The following is a 20,785-nucleotide window of genomic DNA, read 5'->3' as shown; positions in this document are numbered from 1 at the left end:
TCTGTGGTACATTCTTTTTCATTGTTTAGCAGCAGACTACCACCGTTATTCAACGTCATATCTGCCTGGTGTGAAGATGCGCCGTACCCTAAAACAATCTGTCCTCCATCCGAGATGGTCACTGACCCTGCAATAGTGGGAAAAGACCAACTGCCTGCTTCTGGAGCTTTTATAAGGAAACGAGCATTCTGGCCAGACACTTCCACATTCTCTACCACTCCTTTATTAAGATTCAGTGTCCCACCTTCGTTTATGGTGGTATTTAAACTGTGGCCACCATTGATTGTCTGCAATCCTCCATGATTAATCGTGGTATTAGTGAGAGTAATATTTGAATCACTTGTATACTGATGTCCCCCATCATTAATAATGGTATCTGTTACTGAAGAACCCCAGTTAACATAATGCCTGCTGCTATTAAGAGTGATACCTGTTACATTTACCTCTATTGTGGTAAGATATCCTCTATTATTCACGATGGTATTTTTGAAAATAGTTGATGGCCCCGCTACGTCTATATAACCGCCATTGCTGACTGTATTCGTAACGGTGCCACCAAATACCTCGAGGGAGCCATTATTGGTTGTATTTGTGACAAAACCATCATTCACAATTTGGTAGCCGCCATCCTTAATGGTCGTATTTGAAACAAATCCTCCATTAACATTCTGTGTACCACCATCATTGATTGTCGTGTTTGAAACAGAACCTCCATTAACATTCTGTGTACCACCATCATTGATGGTTGTGTTTGAAACAGAACCTCCATCTACATTCTGGATGTCTCCATCATTAATGATGGTATCATTTGCCTTGCCCCAAGGCTGAATGTTCTGGTTATCATGTTCAATTTTTTTACTTGCTTCACCTATATTTATATATAGATTTTCTCCAGTATTAAAAATAAACTGTTTATTGGCTACACTTTTAACCTTGTAGTCATAATCAGCTGCGAACACGGCGGGGATATAATATAAAGTACTTGAGATAAAACCAATTGTTTTAAATTTCATTGAAATCAAATCCTAAATATCGTGTTGTATTTGTGAATTCCACGTGAATAGCTGATGGTATATCGAATGAAAAAATCATGAAAATCAAAATCTCTCTGGCATCATGATTCATTGAGTTATTGTATATATAATAAACCCTAATTATCAATCATAACGATCGGATTGCCTTTCATATTTAGTAGACAGCTTTCTCAATGTCGCTAGCAATAATTATAATTAATCAACTGGAATGAAATATTCGCAAGTAAATAATGGGTCATTATCAAATAAATGTTCTGTATAATGAAAAGACTCAATGTCAAATCCACTCCGTCGATGTAAATTTGCTTTTGGTAAAACATTCATATATATATAATAACTGAACTTTAAGTAATCACTCCATCGTCCATGAAATACAAATTTAGCATAACGCCCACCCTCCACATAAAAGACCCCGTTTCTCATTGAATGGACCATGACTTCAATGCCCGTCAACATAGTAACATCAATACAGTCACCAATAGCTGAATGCTGGTTATTAGACGGTGAAAAATTTGATGCTATGATGACATTATTTTTATATAAATCTGCATAGTGACGTATTTTCTTTAATCTGTTTTTTTGTGATTCCAATGTAGGGGGGGTTAGTATTTTTTGCTGATAAAAATAATCTTCACCATCGATGTATATACTGGAGAAATAAATTATGGATGTATCAATTTGCCACCTATTTTCAATATCAATAGACGGAACCAGTGATGATAAATCCCATGAGGATAAATTTCTGTATTCTGTCGGACTCATGTTAAATGATTTCTTAAATGCCCGACTAAAATTTTGAGCCCCATTAAAGTGAACTCGGTTAGCAATATCAATAACACTTAGCTTTGTCAGGCGTAAAAGTGTTGCCGCTCGACACATCTTCCTCTGACGCATATACGTACCGACAGGTAAACCGTATTCATTTTTAAACATCAGTTGCACTGTTCTTCGACTGTATCCAACATGATTAACTAAATCATCAATCGTTTTACCCTCTTCAATGTTATCTTCAATCCACCAGATAAGATCCCGTACCATTTGTTTCTCATAACACATCACCATTACGAAAGCCATATTATCTGAAAAACCTAATATATTATGCTCATTTTGTGCAAAATAACAGAGGGTGGGACATTCTTACCGTTGAGATAAGTTGTAATGTTGCGAGTAATACAGGTAGCTCCACCATGTCGTTACAGCAATTGGGAAATTCTGCTGGTGGCGGCCGCTTCTACTCGCGCGTTAATCAACGGTACTTTATCCCACCATCCTGGGCACTGAATCAAGATGCACTATTCTTCACGTCCACTCAGCAGCAGAACTTTGGTGGCTGGCGCTACGTTGAATCTTCCGATGAGCAATGAATCGTATAGAATACCGTGTTCAGCTTCTTCAACAAGCAGGGCAAGATAGTCTTCACGCGCATCGACTTTGAAAAACGTCCACATTACGCGGGGACGATCAAACCTCCAGTCAGATGTCAGGCTGAAAGTGTAGGGCTGGCGGATAAAATCGTGCGTGCCGGTAAGGATTTAAAAGGTTTATGTAAAGTAAATCGACACAATGGCTTCGTGAATTGATGAGTTTATAAGCGGGCATTGCGTACGTTATGCCATTGGAATGAACATAGCAGAGAGTAGGGAGGGATATATTTGGGTGCAGGGACATAAAAAGGGACACATTAATAGCTGCTATACCCCCACTATTAACAGTCACTGTAATATCCTATCTTACTGATTTATATGTATGAATTTGAGCTTTTGGTTGATTGTTATTTTCCTGTATAATTGTAGAGTAATTAAGCATATTGGTTGTTTTTTTGTTGATTTTGCGGTTTTTTATTCAAACAGTGTGCAGGGGATATCATTGGAACTTTGGTCGATATTGTGCGGTCCAGCATGCTTACCTGATCCGCATTCATTTCGCTACAAAGCCTGATCTGCGTCGGATTAATGGCAGTGCAATGGGTAGAAAAGAGCAGCAGGGATATGTACATGAGAGGGGCTGATTGACCCGTGTGATTATGTGGCGGTTTTACCACACTTTAGGGTGTGATTTTGGGGGCAAATTTGGGGGCATTTTGGGGCGTAGGGGCGGGTTTTGGGGCAAAAAAATAGCCGCTATTAGCCGCTATTGTCTGAGTCCATCGATCTGTATGTGTATGAAATCTAGGTAAATCATTGAAACGGGAGATAACCTCCTGCCAGATCAATAAATCGGGAAAATTTAGCGATTTGACAGAAGGATAACAGAAATGCTTGCGGAAAGATTACGCAACGTTACGCGTGTGGCCAGCAAGAACTGCCAGCGCGTCGCTATTCTCAATAGTTATGTATTTGCCTTTCACTGCCAGCATACCGCTTTTCTGGAAACGACCCAACAGGCGGCTGATGGTTTCAACCGTCAGACCCAGGTAGTTACCGATGTCGCCGCGGGTCATGGTCAGACGGAACTCACGAGGCGAGAATCCGCGCTGGGCAAAGCGGCGAGACAAGTTGTAGATAAAGGCCGCCAGGCGCTCTTCTGCATTTTTCTTCGACAACAGCAGGATCATATCCTGGTCGCCTTTGATTTCGCCACTCATCAGACGCATCATCTGCTGACGCAGATTCGGCATTTTTCCGGACAGGTCATCAAGGGTTTCGAAAGGAATTTCGCAAACCATTGAGGTTTCCAGCGCCTGGGCAAAGCTCGGGTGATGTCCGCTGCCAATCGCGTCAAAACCGACCAGATCACCCGCCAGATGGAAGCCGGTAATTTGCTCATCGCCTTGTTCGGTAATGGTATAGCTTTTAATCGTTCCGGAGCGGATAGCGTAGAGTGATTTAAGTTCATCACCTGCTTTAAAGAGCGTTTGCCCCTTTTGGATAGGCTTTTTGCGCTCGATGATGTTATCGAGCTGGTCAAGCTCATGCTCGTTAAGTGTGAACGGGATGCAAAGCTGGCTGATGCTGCAATCCTGGCAATGGATAGCACAACCGCCAGACTGAATGCGCCGTATAATTCGCTTTTCCGGGATCATAGGTCTGCTCAAGCCGTAATTGATATTTGTCAATTTTAACATCTTTTTGGTGAGCACGTAAGCCTGAGCTACTCCCAATAGAGAATAATTCAGGTATAACCGGAATGAATGTTTGTATCTCCTTGATTAACCGCATTAAATTTGTGGTCACATTATGCGAAAGTGTGACGAATAAGGCATTAATTGCCTGGAATCTAGAGTAGCAAATAGCCTTCGTGACGCAATAACCACTCTTTTCGCTGTACCCCGCCAGCATATCCAGTCATGGTGCCGTTACGCCCAATGACGCGATGGCAGGGGACCACAATGCTTACCGGGTTGGCGCCATTGGCCGCACCGACGGCTCTTGCAGCACCGGCGCGCCCTAACTGTTCGGCCAGTTGACCATAGTGCATGACCTGCCCACACGGGATAGTGCGTAATGCTTGCCAGACTTCACGCTGGAAAGGCGTGCCAGCCGTTGCCGTTTCCAGCGTGTCAATAATGCTGAGATTCCCGGCAAAATACTCCGACAGTTTATCGCTTAATCCGCCTGGGTTTTTAGCTGTAATACGCTGATAACCTTCTGTGCGGTAATGAATATCCAGCAATTGTTCCATGCGATCGCGGTGCTGATCCCATTCCACCGCGCGCAGGCGAAATTGCTCATCACAAATAACCCACAGCGGGCCCAGCGGCGTGTCGATGGTATCTTCCAGTAAGTTCAGCATCCGTTTCTCTCATTACAGCGTTCAGGCGAGGTTACACATTATCACGCCAGCGACAGTCGCAGCTATACCCCTAAAAACGGATATCTGTATGTCGTTAGTAGATCTTTTCAGCGGAGCGAGCCGGGTGAATTATTGGAAATAATCGTAAACCGTTGTCGGTATAATAGTGCGCGGTTATGATAATGCTCGTCGTAATTCGCTGGAGGAAGAAACATGAATCTTGATGATGCTTCGCTGTTTCTGGATGCTATGGGGGATGTCCAACCGCTGAAGGGCTGCGCCGATGTACATTGGCAGCCAACGCGTAATATCCGCACTCCGGCGCGTATCGATACGCTTCAACTGGATAACTTTCTCACGACGGGGTTTCTCGATATTATCCCGTTGAACGAGCCGCTGGAGTTTCGTCGCGAAGGTTTACAGCACGGCGTGACTGACAAACTGCGAACCGGAAAATATCCGCAGCAGGCGAGCCTTAACCTCATCCGCCAGCCCGTAGAAACATGCCGCCAGATGCTATTCAGTTTTATTCTGCAGGCACAGCGAGATGGATTACGTAACGTGCTGGTGATACACGGTAAGGGGCGTGACGATAACGCTCATGCCAATATTGTTCGCAGCTATGTGGCGCGCTGGCTGACAGAATTTGATGACGTCCAGGCCTACTGCGCCGCTTTGCCGCATCACGGCGGCAGCGGAGCATGCTATGTGGCATTACGTAAAACCGCGCAGGCAAAACAGGAAAACTGGGAGCGTCACGCTAAGCGCAGCCGCTGAGCAACGTATTTATCAGGCGGCCAGTACTCTGTTCCTGCCTTCGTGCTTGGCTTTGTACAACGCGTCGTCCACGCGTTTGAATAATTCATCAATACTTTCGTTCGTTTCGTGCCGCGCAACGCCAATGCTGACGGTAAAGCGGGGAAGACCAGGGAGAGTAACCTTGGCTACCGTCGCGCGGATCACTTCTGCAAGATTGAGGGCGACATCCAGCGAGGTTCGCGGTAGCAGCAGCACAAATTCTTCACCACCCCAGCGAAAAATAAGATCGTCTTTTCGTGCACAGGATTCCAGTGTGCGGGCCAGAGCGCAAAGCACTTCATCGCCTTTTAAATGACCGAAGAGATCGTTAATGCTTTTAAAACGATCGGTGTCGATCAACAACAGGCTGTAGTCCTGCGTCAATGACACCGCATGCGTCTGCTCCGGCTCGGTTACCTGATAAAAATGTCGGCGATTAAGTAATCCCGTTAAAGGGTCACGCAGAGCGGCATGCTCAAGCTCCTGTTCCAGCCGTTTTTGTTCGGTAATGTCATGAATAATGCACAACATGAGTTTATTACCGTAAATTTCAATCGGTCCGGCGTAGGTTTGCACATGACGTGAGGTGCCGTCAGCCAGTTTATGGACAAAGTGCAAAGGCTTATGGCCGCCGGGCAGATGGGCGATTTCATGCATTACCGGCAATATATGGCGGCCCAGCATGTTGATCTCCCAGGTATGTTTCTGGCACATCACATCAAGGTTGTAACCATAAAAATTCAGGGCACTGAGGTTTGCATCAACGATCAGGCCATCGCGGGACGGATCAATCAGTAACATTGGCGCGGAGTTGGTCTGGAAAAAACGCGCATAAAAGCCCTGTTTTTTTCGTTGATAAGTTGCTGAACGGCTGGCTTTCAGACCTTGCGCAGTAGGCGTTTCAATGCCTTCGAAAAGGATAACATCCCCCACGCCCGGCAGAGATTTAATGGACAGGCGGCTAGCCAACGCGATTTCCTCACCATCGCGGTAAACCGTGAGGATCTCAACAACGTGATGATGATTGCGCAAGTCACTGAGATACATGGTTAAATCATTTTGAGAATGCGTTGAGAATATGCCCTTGCGCAGTGGGGAAAAACAGAGATCCCGCATTAACTCACGTGCAACGATATTAGCGAACACCAGTTCTTCGGTTTGTGGCGAAACAATCCACACCGGAAAGGTTAACAAATCCAGTGAATGCAGCTCGGTTGTGCTCATCGATAATCCCGTTATCTTTATCTGCTGTGTTGCCCGTTTAATGGCGAATATTTTAGATATTACAGTCTCACAAAGTTATTGATTGTCGGTGAGACAAGGGTTGTACGACTGGCTTTTGTTTGATGCTGTTTTCTGATTGGATCAGTTCATGAATCTTATGCGCTGGCAGCGGTTTTGCAAACAGGAAACCTTGCAGCATGCTACACCCCATCTGGGTAAGAAGTATTTCCTGCTCCTGAGTTTCTATTCCTTCAGCCACCACGCGCATATTCATGGAGTGAGCTATGTCAATAATGGTAGACACAATTTTTGTATTTTTACTGTTCTCGCTAATATCTTTGACAAATATCCTGTCGATTTTTAATTCCCGTGCCGGCAGTGACTTCAACATCAATATATTTGAATAACCAGTGCCGAAATCATCAATAGAAACGGTGATCCCCAAAGCCGAAAAAGCATTCAGGATTTCAATACTGCGTTTTAAATTTTTAAGTGCAGTGCTCTCCGTGAGCTCCAGCGTGAGAGAGGCAGGTGAAAGTTGGTATTGCGCCAGGGCGTTGCAAACAACATCAATAATATCATGCTGTTCAAACTGGGCGGGAGAGAGGTTAACGGCGAGCGTCCATTCTGTATTCCCTTGTAATGTCCACTGATGCAACTGCAAACATGCCTGTTGGATAACCCATTTGCCGACGGGAATAATCAGGCCCGTTTCTTCCAGCGCAGGCAGAAATTCAGCCGGTAGCAGCATGCCGCGCTCCGGATGATGCCAGCGTAATAACGCTTCAAAACCAGTCAGGGAATGATCTCCGGCGGTATATTTAGGCTGATACCATAGCTCAAACTGGTTGCGTTCAAGCGCTTGTGAAAGTTCCTGTAGAAATGTCGGCGGCGTATCTGCGATAGCTTCCATCTGGGGACTATAAATAGCCCAGCCGTTTCTGCCCGCCTGTTTGACATGATACATCGCCATATCAGCCTTCACTTTTAGCTCATGCAGAGTCGAGCCATGTTCGGGATAGATACTGCTTCCCGCACTTAACGAAACCCGAATGGTATGACCGAATAAAGTAAAGGGGTCACCGATCGCATCTGAAATTCGCGCAAGCAAGGCGGAGATAGCCTGCGGGTTGCAGTCTGGAACCAGCAGGATAAATTCATCTCCCCCCAGTCTTGCCAGCGTCATTGAATCATCAAGGCAACTGTAGATACGCTGTGTACTGGCAATCAGCAGTTGATCGCCGATGTGATGCCCCCAGGTATCGTTAACGACTTTAAAACGATCGAGGTCGATAAATACCAACGAGAAATGCTGTTGATGCAATTTGGAATGCCGCAGGCAGGCCTGTAAGCGGGTATCTATTTGCGTTCGATTAGCAAGTCCGGTCAGCGCGTCGAAGTGGACCTGATGTTCAAGCTGGCAGTTCAACTGATGCAGGTTGTCAGCCAGTCGGGAAGTGCGCAGTTGTAAATCCACCATCGAGACGACCAGCATGATACCCAAAATAATCAGCGTGACGGCGCAGACCCAGACAGAGAGTTCCAGCGTACTGAGCCCATCGTGCGCAGTGTGTCCAAAATGGGTGAACGTTGCCGCTCCCATACCGGTGTAATGCATAGAAGCAATTGCCAGCGCCATAATAAGGGCTGCAATAAGTCGGTTAATCAGCACGCGACGGGTGTTTTGGCGTAAATGGAAGGCCAGCCATAAACCTACGCCAGACGCAACGACGGCAATAATTACAGAGAGCAAAATCAGCGAGAGATCCCATGAGATGGCCACATGTTCGATAATGGCATACATGCCAACGTAGTGCATCGTGACAACGCCGGCACTCAATATGCTGGTGGCAATGACCAGTCGTTTTGTTGATAGCGTATTACCGGAAATAGCGATATTGATGGCGAGAGTTGCAGAAATGAGCGCAATAAAGAACGAAAACGCGGTGAGTGATAGGTGATAATTGATCGGCATAGTCATTTTCATGGCCAGCATACCGATAAAATGCATCGACCAGATCCCCATACCCAGCGTAGCGCCGCCAGATAGCCGCCAGAAGGTAGATTCACGTTTGCTGGAGATTGCTACCTTACCCGCGCTGTCGAGGGCAATAAAGGAGGCAATAAATGCGACAACAAAGGAAATCCCAATCAATACAGGGTCCCACGACACGTGCAACATCTTACTACCTATCGAAAAAAAGCCGTGATGATAAATCTAGCAGGTTTTGTCCAGTTAACCTGATAAAACCAGGAATGTTCTTGTGTTTTTGCAATGAGTATTAGAGTGAAGGGCAAAATATTGAAAATGACAAGCCATTACTTATATAAGTATTCATAAAAATTATGTTTCTGTGTGTTTTGTGCTCGTCACGTGCTCGCCATCACAATAATCTGATGGTGGGGAACATTACCGCCATTGCCGGGATAAAGTGCTGAACTATTATGAATGGGTAGTGTAATTTATTGACTTAAGTAAAAGGTCTGCTGGCTCTCATTGAAAGTTCAGCTTTCGTCACAGAGCAATGGAAATCTGTATTGCAGATGCTATAAAAATAACATCCACGTTATTTCTTGGTGCACAGGGTTAAAATGTTAAATGATATAAGCGTCAGAACCTTTATTATTTTATTTCTGCTCATTACGGCGGTTGCGCTCAATGTTGTTGAAATGATTTTTTCGGCCACCCCAGAAATTATTATTGGTACTAATGCGGTAAGCATTATTTCTATATTATGTTTGTGGTGGTACATGACGAAATATCTGGTCATGCCGATTAATACGGTTAAAAGAAGCATTGAAGAGGTAACATCCGGGAATCTGGCAATCAGTATTCCCGAGTTTGGTAATAACTGTGCGGGTAGACTAATTCCTGGCATCAATAGCTTATCAAGTAATATTTCAGCACTCGTTAATGAGATCAGAACATCCTCGCAAACGGCGATGACGCTTTCTGAACAGCTGGCGGAACGCAGCGCCGAGCTTTCAGTGAAAACAGAACAGCAATCCGGAGCATTAATGCAGACGGCTGCCAACATGGATGAAATAGCGGTTAATACGCGGAATAATGCTGATAACACGCAAATAGCCAGCGCCCAGGCAACAATTGCCACGCAATGCGCCCGTCAGGGTGGCGAATTAATGGTGCAGGTTGCGACAAATATGCGTTCAATCACCGAATGCGCACAGCAAATGACAGAAATTATTACGCTGATAGATGGTATTGCATTCCAGACAAATATTCTGGCATTGAATGCTGCTGTGGAAGCTGCAAGGGCCGGTGAACATGGCAAAGGTTTTTCTGTGGTGGCCGGTGAGGTAAGAATGCTTGCACACCGCAGTGCAGATGCCGCTAAGAATATTAAGCAACTGATTGCCCAAACCCATCAAAATGTTCAGCAAGGCGCTGCTATTGTGCGTGAAGCTGAAAAAAACATGCATGATATTGTCGGGGGGGCAGGGCAATTAAACCAACTGATGGGCGAGATATTAACCACTACGCAGGAGCAGGAGAAAGGGATTATCAGAATTACCCATGCTCTGGCCGAACTGGAGAACGTCACTCAAAGTAATGCCATTATGGTTGATGAGCTTTCTGACTCCTCAGGTATCCTGAAAAACCAGGTGATTGACCTTCAATCGCGAACGCATAAATTTCGCTTAAGTCATACGCTTGAATCAGAGAGACGCCAGCGGGCCTGAGAGGGGCATCTCGTAACCAGCGCCGCATTCGTCGGCGCTTTTCTTATTATCAGATACTTTTTATGAATCATTTCAGCACAATGGGACAATGAGATATTGCTTAACATATTCTGACAGCTAGACTAACGAAAAAAGCTGAATGTTTGTGGAGGCGCTGTGGAAGCCATTAAGGGAACGGATGTTAATGTGCCGGATGCCGTGTTTGCCTGGCTGTTGGATGGCCGTGGTGGGGTGAAGCCACTGGAAGATAACGATGTTATCGACAGTCAACATCCCTGCTGGCTGCATCTTAATTATACCCATCCTGAAAGCGCGCAATGGCTGGCGACAACGCCTTTACTTCCCAATAACGTGCGTGATGCGCTGGCGGGTGAAAGCACGCGCCCACGCGTAAGCCGGGTAGGGGAAGGTACGTTGATTACGCTGCGCTGTATTAACGGCAGCACCGACGAGCGACCTGACCAACTGGTTGCGATGCGCTTATATATGGATGAACGTCTGATTGTCTCAACGCGTCAGCGTAAAGTATTGGCGCTGGATGATGTGGTCAGCGATCTCCAGGAAGGCACGGGAGCGGCTGATTGTGGTAGTTGGCTGGTGGATGTTTGCGATGCACTAACCGATCATGCCAGTGAGTTTATCGAACAACTGCACGATAAGATTATTGATCTGGAAGATAACCTGCTCGATCAGCAGATTCCGCCGCGTGGTTTCCTGGCATTGCTGCGTAAGCAGTTAATTGTGATGCGCCGCTATATGGCGCCTCAGCGCGATGTCTATTCCCGGCTGGCGAGCGAACGTTTTTCCTGGATGACCGACGACCATCGGCGGCGGATGCAGGATATCGCTGACAGGCTAGGGAGAGGGCTGGATGAAATAGATGCCTGTATTGCCAGGACCGGTATTATGGCGGATGAAATTGCGCAGGTTATGCAGGAGTCTCTGGCTCGCCGAACGTATACAATGTCATTGATGGCAATGGTTTTTCTTCCCAGCACATTTTTAACCGGGCTGTTTGGCGTTAACCTCGGCGGTATCCCTGGCGGTGGCTGGCAGTTTGGCTTCTCACTTTTTTGTATTCTGTTAGTGGTCCTGATTGGTGGTGTTACTTTATGGTTGCATCGTAGTAAATGGTTGTAACAACAACGTTTTTTAGTGACTTTTGCGCATGAAAACGTCCTGGTTTTTGAGCGAAGTCAATAAACCATCTACCTATTCGGGGCAATATCTCTCTCGCAGGTGAATGCAACGTCAAGCGATGGGCGTTGCGCTCCATATTGTCTTACTTCCTTTTTTGAATTACTGCATAGCACAATTGATTCGTACGACGCCGACTTAGATTAGTCGGCTTTTTTTTGCCTGCAGGAAATCAGCGTCTACCCTAAAAGAGCCAACCTGAATAACTGGAGGGGTATATGAACTGTCTGATTGCAACGCCGCACACTGATTCGCTACCGACCGACCCGGTTCCCATTCCCGATCCCATACCTCGTCCGCAGCCAATGCCGGATCCGCCACCGGATGAAGAGCCGATTAAATTGTCGCATCGCGGGCGCAGATCTGCGAGGATACGCGCCTGCTGATTGTGAGTTTTTACCGCGAGATTAAATTGTGACCGCTTTTTCAACCCTGAATGTTTTACCTGCTGCCCAACTCGAGAATCTTAACGAGCTGGGTTATCTTGAAATGACGCCTGTTCAGGCTGCTGCGTTACCGGCAATTCTGGCGGGGAAAGATGTTCGCGTGCAGGCTAAAACCGGCAGTGGCAAAACGGCGGCTTTTGGTCTTGGATTGTTACAGCATGTTGATGTCGCGCTGTTTCAGACGCAGTCCCTGGTGCTGTGCCCAACGCGCGAGCTTGCCGACCAGGTGGCGGGTGAGCTGCGTCGCTTAGCGCGCTTTCTGCCTAACACCAAGATCTTAACGTTGTGCGGTGGGCAGCCCTTTGGCGCACAACGTGACTCCCTGCAGCATGCGCCACATATTATTGTCGCCACACCGGGGCGTTTACTCGACCATCTGCAAAAAGGCACTGTTTCTCTGGATGCCCTGAATACGCTGGTGATGGATGAAGCCGATCGCATGCTGGATATGGGCTTTAGCGATGCGATTGATGATGTCATTCGCTTTGCGCCAGCTTCGCGTCAGACCTTACTGTTTTCTGCGACCTGGCCGGAAGCCATTGCCGCCATTAGTGGCCGGGTGCAACAAAATCCATTAACGATCGAAATTGATACCGTTGACGCGCTGCCGGCGATTGAGCAGCAGTTTTTCGAAACTTCCAGCCACGGCAAAATTGCGCTGCTGCAAAAATTGCTCAGTCAGCATCAACCTGCATCATGCGTAGTTTTTTGTAATACCAAAAAAGATTGTCAGGCCGTGTGTGACGCGCTGAATGCGGCGGGGCAAAGCGCTCTCTCACTGCATGGCGATCTTGAGCAGCGCGATCGCGATCAGACGCTGGTACGTTTTGCCAACGGTAGCGTGCGCATTCTGGTTGCTACCGATGTGGCCGCGCGTGGTCTGGATATTAAATCACTTGAGCTGGTGGTTAACTTCGAACTGGCGTGGGATCCGGAAGTCCACGTCCATCGTATCGGACGTACCGCGCGTGCCGGCAACAGTGGTCTGGCGATTAGCTTCTGTGCACCGGAAGAAGCGCAGCGGGCCAATATTCTTTCTGAAATGCTGCAACTGAAGCTGAACTGGCTGCCAGCTCCCGCTAACGGCCCAATCCTGCCGCTGGAAGCTGAGATGGCGACGTTATGCATTGATGGCGGTAAAAAGGCTAAAATGCGTCCCGGCGATGTTCTCGGCGCGCTGACCGGTGATATTGGTCTGGAAGGCGCCGATATCGGCAAAATTGCCGTTCATCCGGCGCATGTCTATGTCGCGGTTCGCCAGACTGTAGCGCATAAGGCATGGAAGCAATTGCAAAACGGTAAGATAAAAGGCAAGACTTGCCGGGTTCGGTTATTGAAATAACCACTCGTCGGAGCGCCTGATGGCGCTCCGCTTATCCGGTACTATCGACTTACTTCACTTCCACGACGTTCAGGCGCAGCTCATCCAGTTGAGCATCATCTTCTTCTGGCTGCCAGCCCGCAGGCTGCAGCGGGATCTCTTCACGATCGAACGCTAAATCACCGCCGTCCACAACCTCTGAACCGTGCCTGATACCTTTGAAATCGAACAGATTGATATCGCTCAGATGTGAAGGTACAACGTTCTGCATTGCGCTGAACATGGTTTCAATACGCCCTGGATAGCGTTTGTCCCAGTCGCGCAGCATATCGGCAATGACCTGGCGCTGCAGGTTAGGCTGTGAGCCGCACAGATTACATGGAATAATCGGGAAACCTTTCGCTTCGGAGAAACGCTCGATATCTTTCTCACGGCAGTAAGCCAGCGGACGGATAACGATATGTTTACCGTCATCGCTCATCAGCTTCGGCGGCATACCTTTCATCTTCCCGCCGTAGAACATGTTTAAGAACAGCGTTTGCAGGATATCGTCGCGATGGTGACCGAGCGCAATCTTGGTGGCGCCTAACTCAGTTGCCGTGCGGTACAGAATGCCGCGACGCAGGCGAGAGCAGAGCGAGCAGGTCGTTTTGCCTTCAGGGATTTTATCTTTGACGATCCCGTAGGTGTTTTCTTCGACAATCTTATACTCCACGCCCAGTTGTTCCAGATACTCCGGCAGAATATGCTCCGGGAAGCCTGGTTGTTTCTGATCGAGGTTAACCGCAACTAAGGAAAAACTGATCGGGGCGCTTTGCTGCAAATTACGCAGGATCTCCAGCATGGTATAGCTGTCTTTCCCCCCGGAAAGGCACACCATAATGCGATCGCCGTCTTCGATCATATTGAAGTCGGCAATCGCTTCGCCCACGTTACGGCGCAGACGTTTTTGCAATTTGTTCAGGTTGTATTGTTCTTTCTTTGTAACTTGTTGATTTTCTTGCATTGTTTACTGTCTCTGACTCCAAAAGGGGCATGTAAGGGGCAAAATTTTTTTACAGGACAAGTTTGGCGTTGAGCATTTTCACCTGTTCGCCGTTCAGTTCTTCAATCCATGCACTGTAAATTTCGTATACCATCTGCGCGTTTTCATGCCCCATCTGATTAGCTATAAATGATGGGTTCGCTCCAGCCGATAACAGCCAGCAAGCAAAAGTATGCCGCGTATGGTACGGATTACGGCGACGAATACCAGCACGTTTTACAGCAGCGTTCCATGTGGCACCTATGCTACTCATAGAGTAGTAGGGTTTTTGTTCCCCCTTGCGCATCCTGGGCATGAAAACAAAATGCACTTTCTGGATCCCGGTAGCGCCATATTCACGGTGGTGAAAGATTATTTTTGTCTTAGGGTGCCAAAAGCGCTAGTTAGTATTCTCAACGAGGCGTTAGCGGACGATGATGCAGATTTTATGGAGCAGTGCGTGCTGGAGGCGTTCGAACAGAATGATCCGGTTTATATTATTGGTGCGAGCTACTACACGACGAGAAAAAATTTCGGACCTGACCCGGAATATTCAGCAGATTGCGCCCTGGCTGACAGCAGACGAGGCCCGCAAGCGCGTGCGCTGGTGCGTTGAGATATTCGGAGCGCGGGTGTATCTGGAGGCCCGTCGTCAGTTGCGTACTGAAAAACACTAACGAGGAACCGGGTAAACGTAATCCTAAAACACCGAGTAGCTGTATGTTTCCCTAAACTCATTGCTCATTATGAAAAAACCTAAAAGGAATAGGGTTTATCATGAAAAAAATATCATTGTGTTGTTTGTATGTTTTAGCGCTATCCGGCTGTACCGTTCAAAAACAGATGACGCCTGTCAGTGGGAGCAAAGCCGACGGGACAATTAGAATGGGTTATCACGTTGGTGATAGCTATGGAGCGTTTGAAAAAGCGAATGTTGATATCATTTTTGCTTTCCGGCGATACGACAGGGGTATTCGCGAGGTGCATTGCACCAGTACCCCTGTCACATCGTCGGTTTGCAGGGTGTGCAAAAAACTCCTGGCTTCAGTTTTTTTTCAGAGAGTTATTCTTCATGTATACCATGTTAAATATAATGTGGCTTGACTTGATATAGTTATTCACAATATTAATTGAATCTATTGTTATATTTTTGAAATAAATAAATTTGGTTGTTTTATGTTCCAAATTTACAGGTTGCTTTTTGTCAATATATGTATAAATGGCTGGTGGATATTTTTGGTTAAGTCTGAAATTGAGTGGTTTGTCACAAATTTAACACCATCTAAATGGTACTAATTATTCGTCGATACAGTCGAGTAACGATAAATTATTTTATATTCCAATGAAAATTAAGGATGAATTATGGCTTACGCTCAATGGGCAGAAATTAAAATAGTTGTCGCTGAAGGACAATCCGTATCCATTAGAAACGCATCACACGATAGTGGAAAATTTTATAAACTAGGAAATAAAGATCAGGAGTTATCACCAGATAGAATAAATGAAATGGTGATTACCAGCTCTTCGACTGCCGATGAGGCCACGATCTGCGCATGTGGGCGTTCAGATGCTGCTGTTGGCACTGAGGGCAGTTTCGTTATGTATAATGGCCCTGAAAAAATTGGCCGCTTTTATTGGGATTGCCCTTGGGGGAAAAAGACCAATAAGAAAGAATATACAAGTGCCTCTAATAAATATGTTGTACAAGTTGAAGGCGGTAACGTTGACTCTGGTGCGTTAGGTAATATAACGCTTACTGTTGTGAAAATCAGATAATACTATCTTTAACTTGATTAAATTAATATAGGCCCTGGTATTCGCCGGGGCTTTTTCATATCCGCTTTCCGTAAACCCCATAGTTAACCATCAACTTTCTAGTCTGGTCGTTAAATCCAATCTGTGGGATTTGCAGAAAAACAAAGTAGCAATCCACTCCCCGCGCTGACGGGGTTTTTATTCAAATACGCGTCTGCCTGTAAGTCTCCCGCATAATCGTGCCATTCACATTTAGAGATCCTCCGGCATAATCAATCTGCCAACAAAGGAGGTCGCTATGCGTAAAGCCCGTTTTACTGAGCATCTGATCATCGCCGTGATTAAGTCGGTTGAAGCCGGACGAACTGTTAAGGATGTCTCCCGGGAGACCGGTATCTCTGAAGCCACCTACTACAACTGAAAGTCCAGATACGGCGGTATGTAGGCTTCTGATATTAAAAAGATTAAGGATCTTGAGGACGAGAACCGGGCGCTGAAAGACATTATCGAAAAAAAGCTTTAAAACCAGCCTTTAAGCGTGAGCTGGTCACTCATCTGATAACGACATTTGGACTCAGTATCCGTCAGGCCTGCCGGAGTCTGAACCTGAGCAGAACGGTTTACCATTACCGTCCAGATACCACGCGTGACGAACCCGTTATTGTCGCGTTGCAGGCAGTGGCAGAGCGATACCCACGATACGGTTTTCCGAAACTTTTCCTGGTTCTGCGGCGGCAGGGATACCCGTGGAATCACATATTTACTGTCTGCTGGAGCTGAATTTTCGCCGAAAGGGCAAACAGCGCTTGCCGGTGCGTAATCCCTCGCCACCGGCCACGCCTGAAGCGCTGAACCAGAGCTGGTCTGTCGATTCTATGCATGATGCTCTGGTCTGTGGCCATCGTTTTCGCACATTCAATGTTGTTGATGACTTTAACCGTGAGGCATTGTCGATTGAAATCGATCTGAATCTGCCAGCTTTGCGCGTGGTCCGTGTACTCGACAGGATCGCGGCAAATCGCGAACTGGATGATTCAATAGGTATCATGGTCCGGAATCACTGGCCGAATGGGCAGAGAAACATGCAGTAAAACTGGAGTTTATCCAGCCAGGTAAGCCGACGCAGAACGCTTTCATTGAACGCTTTAACCGGACATACCGTACAGAAAAACTCGATTTTCATCTGTTCAGAACGCTGAATGAAGTGCGGGAAATCACGGAGAAATGGTGTCAGAATATAACTGTGAACGCGCGCATGAATCACTGAACAATATGACACCGGAGGAATATCGACAACACCATCATTTGGCCGGGATCTCAAAAAATGCATGGAACTAAAACGGGTCTATTTACACGCTTATCTTTTTGATTATTCGATAAAAATAGTCTTATCAATAAGCTACGTTTTTTAATCCTTCATGTTCAGGTTGTATTGTTCTTTCTTGCTAATATCTTGATTTTGCGACATTTAATAGAGGCTCAATTCATAGTGTGGCATCAGAAGAGTAGGCATCACGCCGGATAGTCCGGCAAAAGAAGTCTGATATAAAAACTGTGGCGTGTATGGTACGGATAAGCGGGAAAAATGTCAGCACATTTAGGACAGGAATCGTGGGGTATAAGAGGTAGAAACAAAAAGCCCGCAGCGATGTGCGGGCCAGACAGCTTAGCGGACTACCAGTACCGAACACTCCGCATGACGTACCACGGCTGCGGCGTTAGACCCCAGCAGGTAGGTGGTGATGTCAGGTCGATGTGAGGCAATAATGACCATATCAGCCGGTAATTTTTTGGCCATCTCCAGAATCTTATCTTTTGGCGCACCTTCTGTGACATGAACGTGCACTCTGTCCGTTGGGATATTGAACTTCTTGATAATCTCTTCCAGTTGAGATTTTGCTTCGGCTTTCAGATCTTCCATGGCCGGTAACTCTGCCGAGTAGGCCAATCCCAGGGAAGCATAATAGGGCAGTGACGGAATTACGGTCAAAAAATGAACCTGTGCATCGTCAATTTTTGCCTCTGCTTCAACATGGGCTATAACACGTTGAGTTAATTCTGAGTCTGAAATATCGATGGGTACAAGAATCGTTCTGTTCATAAAACCTCCTGTTTAAGTATCCACCCAAAGCTTACCGCGTAATGGCACTTTATGTACAATGACAAAGATCACATTTTGGCATCACTTTATTTTTATTTCAGGAAACTTTCCTTTTATTACTCCATCGTAAAATCGACCTTTAGAAACGACGCTTAGGAAATCACGAAAAATACGAGCAGGGACATGCTGATATTGCAGAGTAGACAACTGGTGAAAGCGAATTTCTAGCGTGCGGGAGGATTCGTCATAGCCGACGGATGCAATACGGGATGATTTTACAGGATGATGATTCATTGCAGGTATCCTCTACTACAGGTCTTAATGCAAGATATCATCTATCAGAGATGTGTTTTAGCGCAACAGATATAATGTTTTGATCTGGATAAAACAGAATTGTTAGAACATAAAGAGAGCCCGCTGTTGCCAGCGGGCTGACGGATTAGAATTGGTAAACCATACCCAGTGCTACTACGTCATCGGTAGAGATGTCGTTTTGGCTGTAGAAGTTTTTATCTTCATCCAGCAGGTTGATTTTGTAATCAACGTAGGTGGAGAAGTTTTTGTTGAAGTAGTAAGTAGCGCCAACGGATGCGTATTTCACCAGATCCTGGTCGCCATCAGATCCGTTTACACCCAGATCCTTACCTTTAGACATCAGGAAAGAAACTTCCGGACGCAGACCGAAGTCGAACTGGTATTGCGCAGTCACTTCAAAGTTCTGAGTTTTGTTGGCAATCGTATTATCACTACCGTTTGAGCCACCATAAGGGGTCATGTTGCGGGTTTCGGAGTACATGGTTGCCAGATAGATGTTGTTCGCGTCGTATTTCAGACCGACTGTCCACGCGTCAGCTTTATCACCGCCCGCGGTAGAATCGTTAACCTGCTCGTTAGTACGGTCAGAAGAGGTGTATGCTGCACCGAAGCTTACACCCATACCCAAATCGTAGGTCGAGGAGATACCGAAGCCGTCACCGTTGGAGTTCTTCATGTTACGATCGTCGCCACCGTTATTGGTGCCTTCCTGCTCTGGTGACTGATTTTCGTTCGCGCCCTGATACTGCAACGCCACGTTCAGACCGTCAACCAGACCAAAGAAGTCGGTATTACGGTAGGTCGCCACGCCGTTCGCGCGACCGGTCATGAAGTTGTCTGCTTTGGTGTAAGAGTCGCCACCGAATTCCGGCAGCATATCGGTCCAGCCTTCAACGTCGTACATTACGCCGTAGTTACGGCCGTAGTCGAATGAGCCGTAGTCGCCGACTTTAATACCTGCGAATGCCAGACGAGTCCAGGAGTCGCCTTTATCACCTTCGGTGCCGTTAGCCTGAACCTGATATTCCCACTGGCCGTAACCGGTGATCATATCGTTAACCTGAGTTTCGCCTTTGAAGCCCATACGCATATAAGTCTGATCGCCATCACTGTTAGCGTCATCAGAGAAATAATGCAGGCCGTCTACTTTGCCATAGAGATCTAATTTGTTGCCGTCTTTATTATAAACTTCAGCCGCGTGAGCAGCGCCTGCAGCCAGCAGGGCAGGAATTACGAGAGCCAGTACTTTTCTGTTCATTGAAATAATCCTTTAGTTTTTTTATTAACCTGTGACTACCCATGTAGGGAGTAAAAGCATGCTAAAGGAGAAGTTCCGTAAAGGGATAAATATGAATTGTTACGCCTTAAGTAAAACCTTAAAGAAATAATTCTACGGAAATGATGATAATTGTGGTGAATGTATGGGTGGTAAATATATAAAATAAAAATTATACAAGTGAAGTGTGTTGGGCTATTCTGCGCCTGTTATATGCCTTTATTGTCATGTTTTATTTTTCGTTGACGTATTGATAGCTATTATTAATTAGCCAGCGAATAAATTGACAAGCCCGAACAACTGTTCGGGCTTTTTTTTTGGGTTCCAGGTTAATACTGAGATAAACGCATTACTCGGTACCGCTCTTTTCCGCTTTTCCAGCCAACTGCGCAAGGAAGTCGTAGCGTTTTTGCAGATCGGCTGCGGCGTCTTTCCAGAGCTGTTCTGCGACTTCTGGCTGTTGGGCATTCAGGCGACGGAAGCGCTGCTCGTTAAGCAATGTTTCGGCCAGGGCGTCTGACGGTGGCCGAGAGTCCAGCGCCAGCGGCAGCTTACCTTCATCTGCTCGACGTGGATCAAAGCGGTACAGCGGCCAGAACCCGGTTGCCGTGAGCTGACGCATCTGATCATGGCTTAGTGCGAGATCGTAACCATGCTCTTCACATGGGCTATAGGCGATAATCAGCGACGGACCTGGATAGGCCTCCGCTTCCTGGATAGCTTTCACCGTCTGGTTCAACTGCGCGCCCAGAGAGATTTGTGCAACATACACGTGCCCGTACATCATCATACTGACGCCAAGATCTTTGCGAGCTTTGCGCTTGCCATGCTCACCAAATTTAGTGACGGCCCCAAGCGGC

Annotated in this window: 16 protein-coding genes and 5 pseudogenes; 8 read left to right on the top strand and 13 right to left on the bottom strand. The window is 46.6% G+C overall.

Annotation, left to right across the window (positions count from 1 at the left end):
* From KQJ19_RS16140 to ogt, 5 genes and pseudogenes are all read right to left on the bottom strand, one after another.
* Window positions 1–1,013 (bottom strand): annotated as a pseudogene (locus tag KQJ19_RS16140) (autotransporter adhesin family protein); the annotation flags it as partial.
* Window positions 1,014–1,229: 216 nt separating this feature from the next.
* Window positions 1,230–2,072 (bottom strand): helix-turn-helix domain-containing protein, encoded by an 843-nt coding sequence (locus KQJ19_RS16135; RefSeq protein WP_216403850.1) that lies wholly within the window; start codon window positions 2,070–2,072, stop codon window positions 1,230–1,232.
* 158 nt (window positions 2,073–2,230) lie between these two features.
* Window positions 2,231–2,482 (bottom strand): annotated as a pseudogene (locus KQJ19_RS24030) (SOS response-associated peptidase); the annotation flags it as partial.
* A gap of 821 nt (window positions 2,483–3,303) precedes the next feature.
* A complete protein-coding gene (gene fnr / locus KQJ19_RS16125) occupies window positions 3,304–4,056 on the bottom strand; it encodes a fumarate/nitrate reduction transcriptional regulator Fnr (RefSeq protein WP_003020397.1) in 753 nt (250 codons plus the stop codon).
* A gap of 194 nt (window positions 4,057–4,250) precedes the next feature.
* On the bottom strand, window positions 4,251–4,766 hold the full coding sequence (gene ogt, locus KQJ19_RS16120; protein ID WP_016153203.1) for a methylated-DNA--[protein]-cysteine S-methyltransferase: 516 nt from the start codon (window positions 4,764–4,766) through the stop codon (window positions 4,251–4,253).
* Window positions 4,767–4,979: 213 nt separating this feature from the next.
* On the opposite strand from ogt, the gene smrA reads away from it, so the two are divergent.
* Window positions 4,980–5,543 (top strand): DNA endonuclease SmrA, encoded by a 564-nt coding sequence (gene smrA, locus KQJ19_RS16115; RefSeq protein ID WP_049282427.1) that lies wholly within the window; start codon window positions 4,980–4,982, stop codon window positions 5,541–5,543.
* Between the two features lie 12 nt (window positions 5,544–5,555).
* Here smrA and KQJ19_RS16110 read toward each other — a convergent pair whose 3' ends face one another.
* Entirely contained in the window at window positions 5,556–6,788 is a 1,233-nt protein-coding gene (locus KQJ19_RS16110; RefSeq protein ID WP_216403849.1) for a sensor domain-containing diguanylate cyclase, read from the bottom strand.
* Window positions 6,789–6,855: 67 nt separating this feature from the next.
* On the bottom strand, window positions 6,856–8,970 hold the full coding sequence (locus KQJ19_RS16105) for an EAL domain-containing protein (protein ID WP_216403848.1): 2,115 nt from the start codon (window positions 8,968–8,970) through the stop codon (window positions 6,856–6,858).
* Between the two features lie 410 nt (window positions 8,971–9,380).
* Here KQJ19_RS16105 and KQJ19_RS16100 point away from each other — a divergent pair, with 410 nt between their 5' ends.
* From KQJ19_RS16100 to dbpA, 4 genes are all read left to right on the top strand, one after another.
* Entirely contained in the window at window positions 9,381–10,490 is a 1,110-nt protein-coding gene (locus KQJ19_RS16100; protein WP_049282424.1) for a methyl-accepting chemotaxis protein, read from the top strand.
* 156 nt (window positions 10,491–10,646) lie between these two features.
* Window positions 10,647–11,630 carry a zinc transporter ZntB gene (gene zntB, locus KQJ19_RS16095; RefSeq protein WP_016153198.1) on the top strand — a complete coding sequence of 328 codons (984 nt, stop codon included), beginning with the start codon at window positions 10,647–10,649 and terminating at the stop codon, window positions 11,628–11,630.
* 275 nt (window positions 11,631–11,905) lie between these two features.
* Window positions 11,906–12,073 (top strand): hypothetical protein, encoded by a 168-nt coding sequence (locus KQJ19_RS16090; RefSeq protein WP_016153197.1) that lies wholly within the window; start codon window positions 11,906–11,908, stop codon window positions 12,071–12,073.
* 28 nt (window positions 12,074–12,101) lie between these two features.
* On the top strand, window positions 12,102–13,475 hold the full coding sequence (dbpA, locus tag KQJ19_RS16085; RefSeq protein ID WP_047498663.1) for an ATP-dependent RNA helicase DbpA: 1,374 nt from the start codon (window positions 12,102–12,104) through the stop codon (window positions 13,473–13,475).
* A gap of 49 nt (window positions 13,476–13,524) precedes the next feature.
* On the opposite strand, the gene ttcA is transcribed toward dbpA, so the two are convergent.
* Together ttcA and KQJ19_RS16075 are read right to left on the bottom strand one after the other, a co-directional pair.
* A complete protein-coding gene (ttcA, locus tag KQJ19_RS16080; RefSeq protein WP_016153195.1) occupies window positions 13,525–14,460 on the bottom strand; it encodes a tRNA 2-thiocytidine(32) synthetase TtcA in 936 nt (311 codons plus the stop codon).
* Between the two features lie 49 nt (window positions 14,461–14,509).
* Window positions 14,510–14,869, bottom strand: a pseudogene (locus tag KQJ19_RS16075) (tyrosine-type recombinase/integrase); the annotation flags it as partial.
* Between KQJ19_RS16075 and KQJ19_RS16070 the strand changes: the two are divergent.
* From KQJ19_RS16070 to KQJ19_RS16060, 3 genes and pseudogenes are all read left to right on the top strand, one after another.
* Window positions 14,804–15,094, top strand: coding sequence for a hypothetical protein (locus KQJ19_RS16070; protein ID WP_064484480.1), 291 nt, complete (start codon window positions 14,804–14,806; stop codon window positions 15,092–15,094). The pseudogene KQJ19_RS16075 and the gene KQJ19_RS16070 sit on opposite strands and share 66 nt — an antisense overlap.
* A 746-nt stretch (window positions 15,095–15,840) precedes the next feature.
* Complete coding sequence (locus KQJ19_RS16065) at window positions 15,841–16,254, top strand: aegerolysin family protein (RefSeq protein WP_049282421.1); 414 nt, start codon at window positions 15,841–15,843, stop codon at window positions 16,252–16,254.
* 277 nt (window positions 16,255–16,531) lie between these two features.
* Window positions 16,532–17,571, top strand: a pseudogene (locus KQJ19_RS16060) (IS3 family transposase).
* 328 nt (window positions 17,572–17,899) lie between these two features.
* On the opposite strand, the gene uspF reads toward KQJ19_RS16060, so the two are convergent.
* The 4 genes and pseudogenes from uspF to KQJ19_RS16040 form a co-directional block, all read right to left on the bottom strand.
* Window positions 17,900–18,334: a universal stress protein UspF gene (uspF, locus tag KQJ19_RS16055; protein ID WP_016153190.1), complete on the bottom strand. Its 435-nt coding sequence runs from the start codon at window positions 18,332–18,334 to the stop codon at window positions 17,900–17,902.
* An 81-nt stretch (window positions 18,335–18,415) separates the two neighbouring features.
* A complete protein-coding gene (locus KQJ19_RS16050) occupies window positions 18,416–18,628 on the bottom strand; it encodes a KTSC domain-containing protein (RefSeq protein WP_016153189.1) in 213 nt (70 codons plus the stop codon).
* 145 nt (window positions 18,629–18,773) lie between these two features.
* Window positions 18,774–19,907: a porin OmpC gene (gene ompC, locus KQJ19_RS16045; RefSeq protein ID WP_016156616.1), complete on the bottom strand. Its 1,134-nt coding sequence runs from the start codon at window positions 19,905–19,907 to the stop codon at window positions 18,774–18,776.
* Between the two features lie 367 nt (window positions 19,908–20,274).
* A pseudogene (locus KQJ19_RS16040) lies at window positions 20,275–20,785 on the bottom strand (pyruvate:ferredoxin (flavodoxin) oxidoreductase); the annotation flags it as partial.

This window comes from Citrobacter sp. S46_ASV_140 (assembly GCF_018919545.1).
GTDB lineage: Bacteria > Pseudomonadota > Gammaproteobacteria > Enterobacterales > Enterobacteriaceae > Citrobacter > Citrobacter braakii.
The sequence above is the reverse complement of the archived record's forward strand: the minus strand, read 5'-3'. Positions and strand labels throughout refer to the sequence as shown.

Bases quoted from the DNA above. Each gene is read 5' to 3' on its own strand.
- KQJ19_RS16065 (WP_049282421.1), top strand. From the start codon at position 15,841: ATGGCTTACGCTCAATGGGCAGAAATTAAAATAGTTGTCGCTGAAGGA.
- KQJ19_RS16100 (WP_049282424.1), top strand. From the start codon at position 9,381: ATGTTAAATGATATAAGCGTCAGAACCTTTATTATTTTATTTCTGCTC.
- KQJ19_RS16070 (WP_064484480.1), top strand. From the start codon at position 14,804: ATGCACTTTCTGGATCCCGGTAGCGCCATATTCACGGTGGTGAAAGAT.
- KQJ19_RS16105 (WP_216403848.1), bottom strand. From the start codon at position 8,970: ATGTTGCACGTGTCGTGGGACCCTGTATTGATTGGGATTTCCTTTGTT.
- ogt (WP_016153203.1), bottom strand. From the start codon at position 4,766: ATGCTGAACTTACTGGAAGATACCATCGACACGCCGCTGGGCCCGCTG.
- uspF (WP_016153190.1), bottom strand. From the start codon at position 18,334: ATGAACAGAACGATTCTTGTACCCATCGATATTTCAGACTCAGAATTA.
- KQJ19_RS16090 (WP_016153197.1), top strand. From the start codon at position 11,906: ATGAACTGTCTGATTGCAACGCCGCACACTGATTCGCTACCGACCGAC.
- smrA (WP_049282427.1), top strand. From the start codon at position 4,980: ATGAATCTTGATGATGCTTCGCTGTTTCTGGATGCTATGGGGGATGTC.
- ompC (WP_016156616.1), bottom strand. From the start codon at position 19,907: ATGAACAGAAAAGTACTGGCTCTCGTAATTCCTGCCCTGCTGGCTGCA.
- ttcA (WP_016153195.1), bottom strand. From the start codon at position 14,460: ATGCAAGAAAATCAACAAGTTACAAAGAAAGAACAATACAACCTGAAC.
- KQJ19_RS16110 (WP_216403849.1), bottom strand. From the start codon at position 6,788: ATGAGCACAACCGAGCTGCATTCACTGGATTTGTTAACCTTTCCGGTG.
- KQJ19_RS16135 (WP_216403850.1), bottom strand. From the start codon at position 2,072: ATGGTACGGGATCTTATCTGGTGGATTGAAGATAACATTGAAGAGGGT.
- fnr (WP_003020397.1), bottom strand. From the start codon at position 4,056: ATGATCCCGGAAAAGCGAATTATACGGCGCATTCAGTCTGGCGGTTGT.
- KQJ19_RS16050 (WP_016153189.1), bottom strand. From the start codon at position 18,628: ATGAATCATCATCCTGTAAAATCATCCCGTATTGCATCCGTCGGCTAT.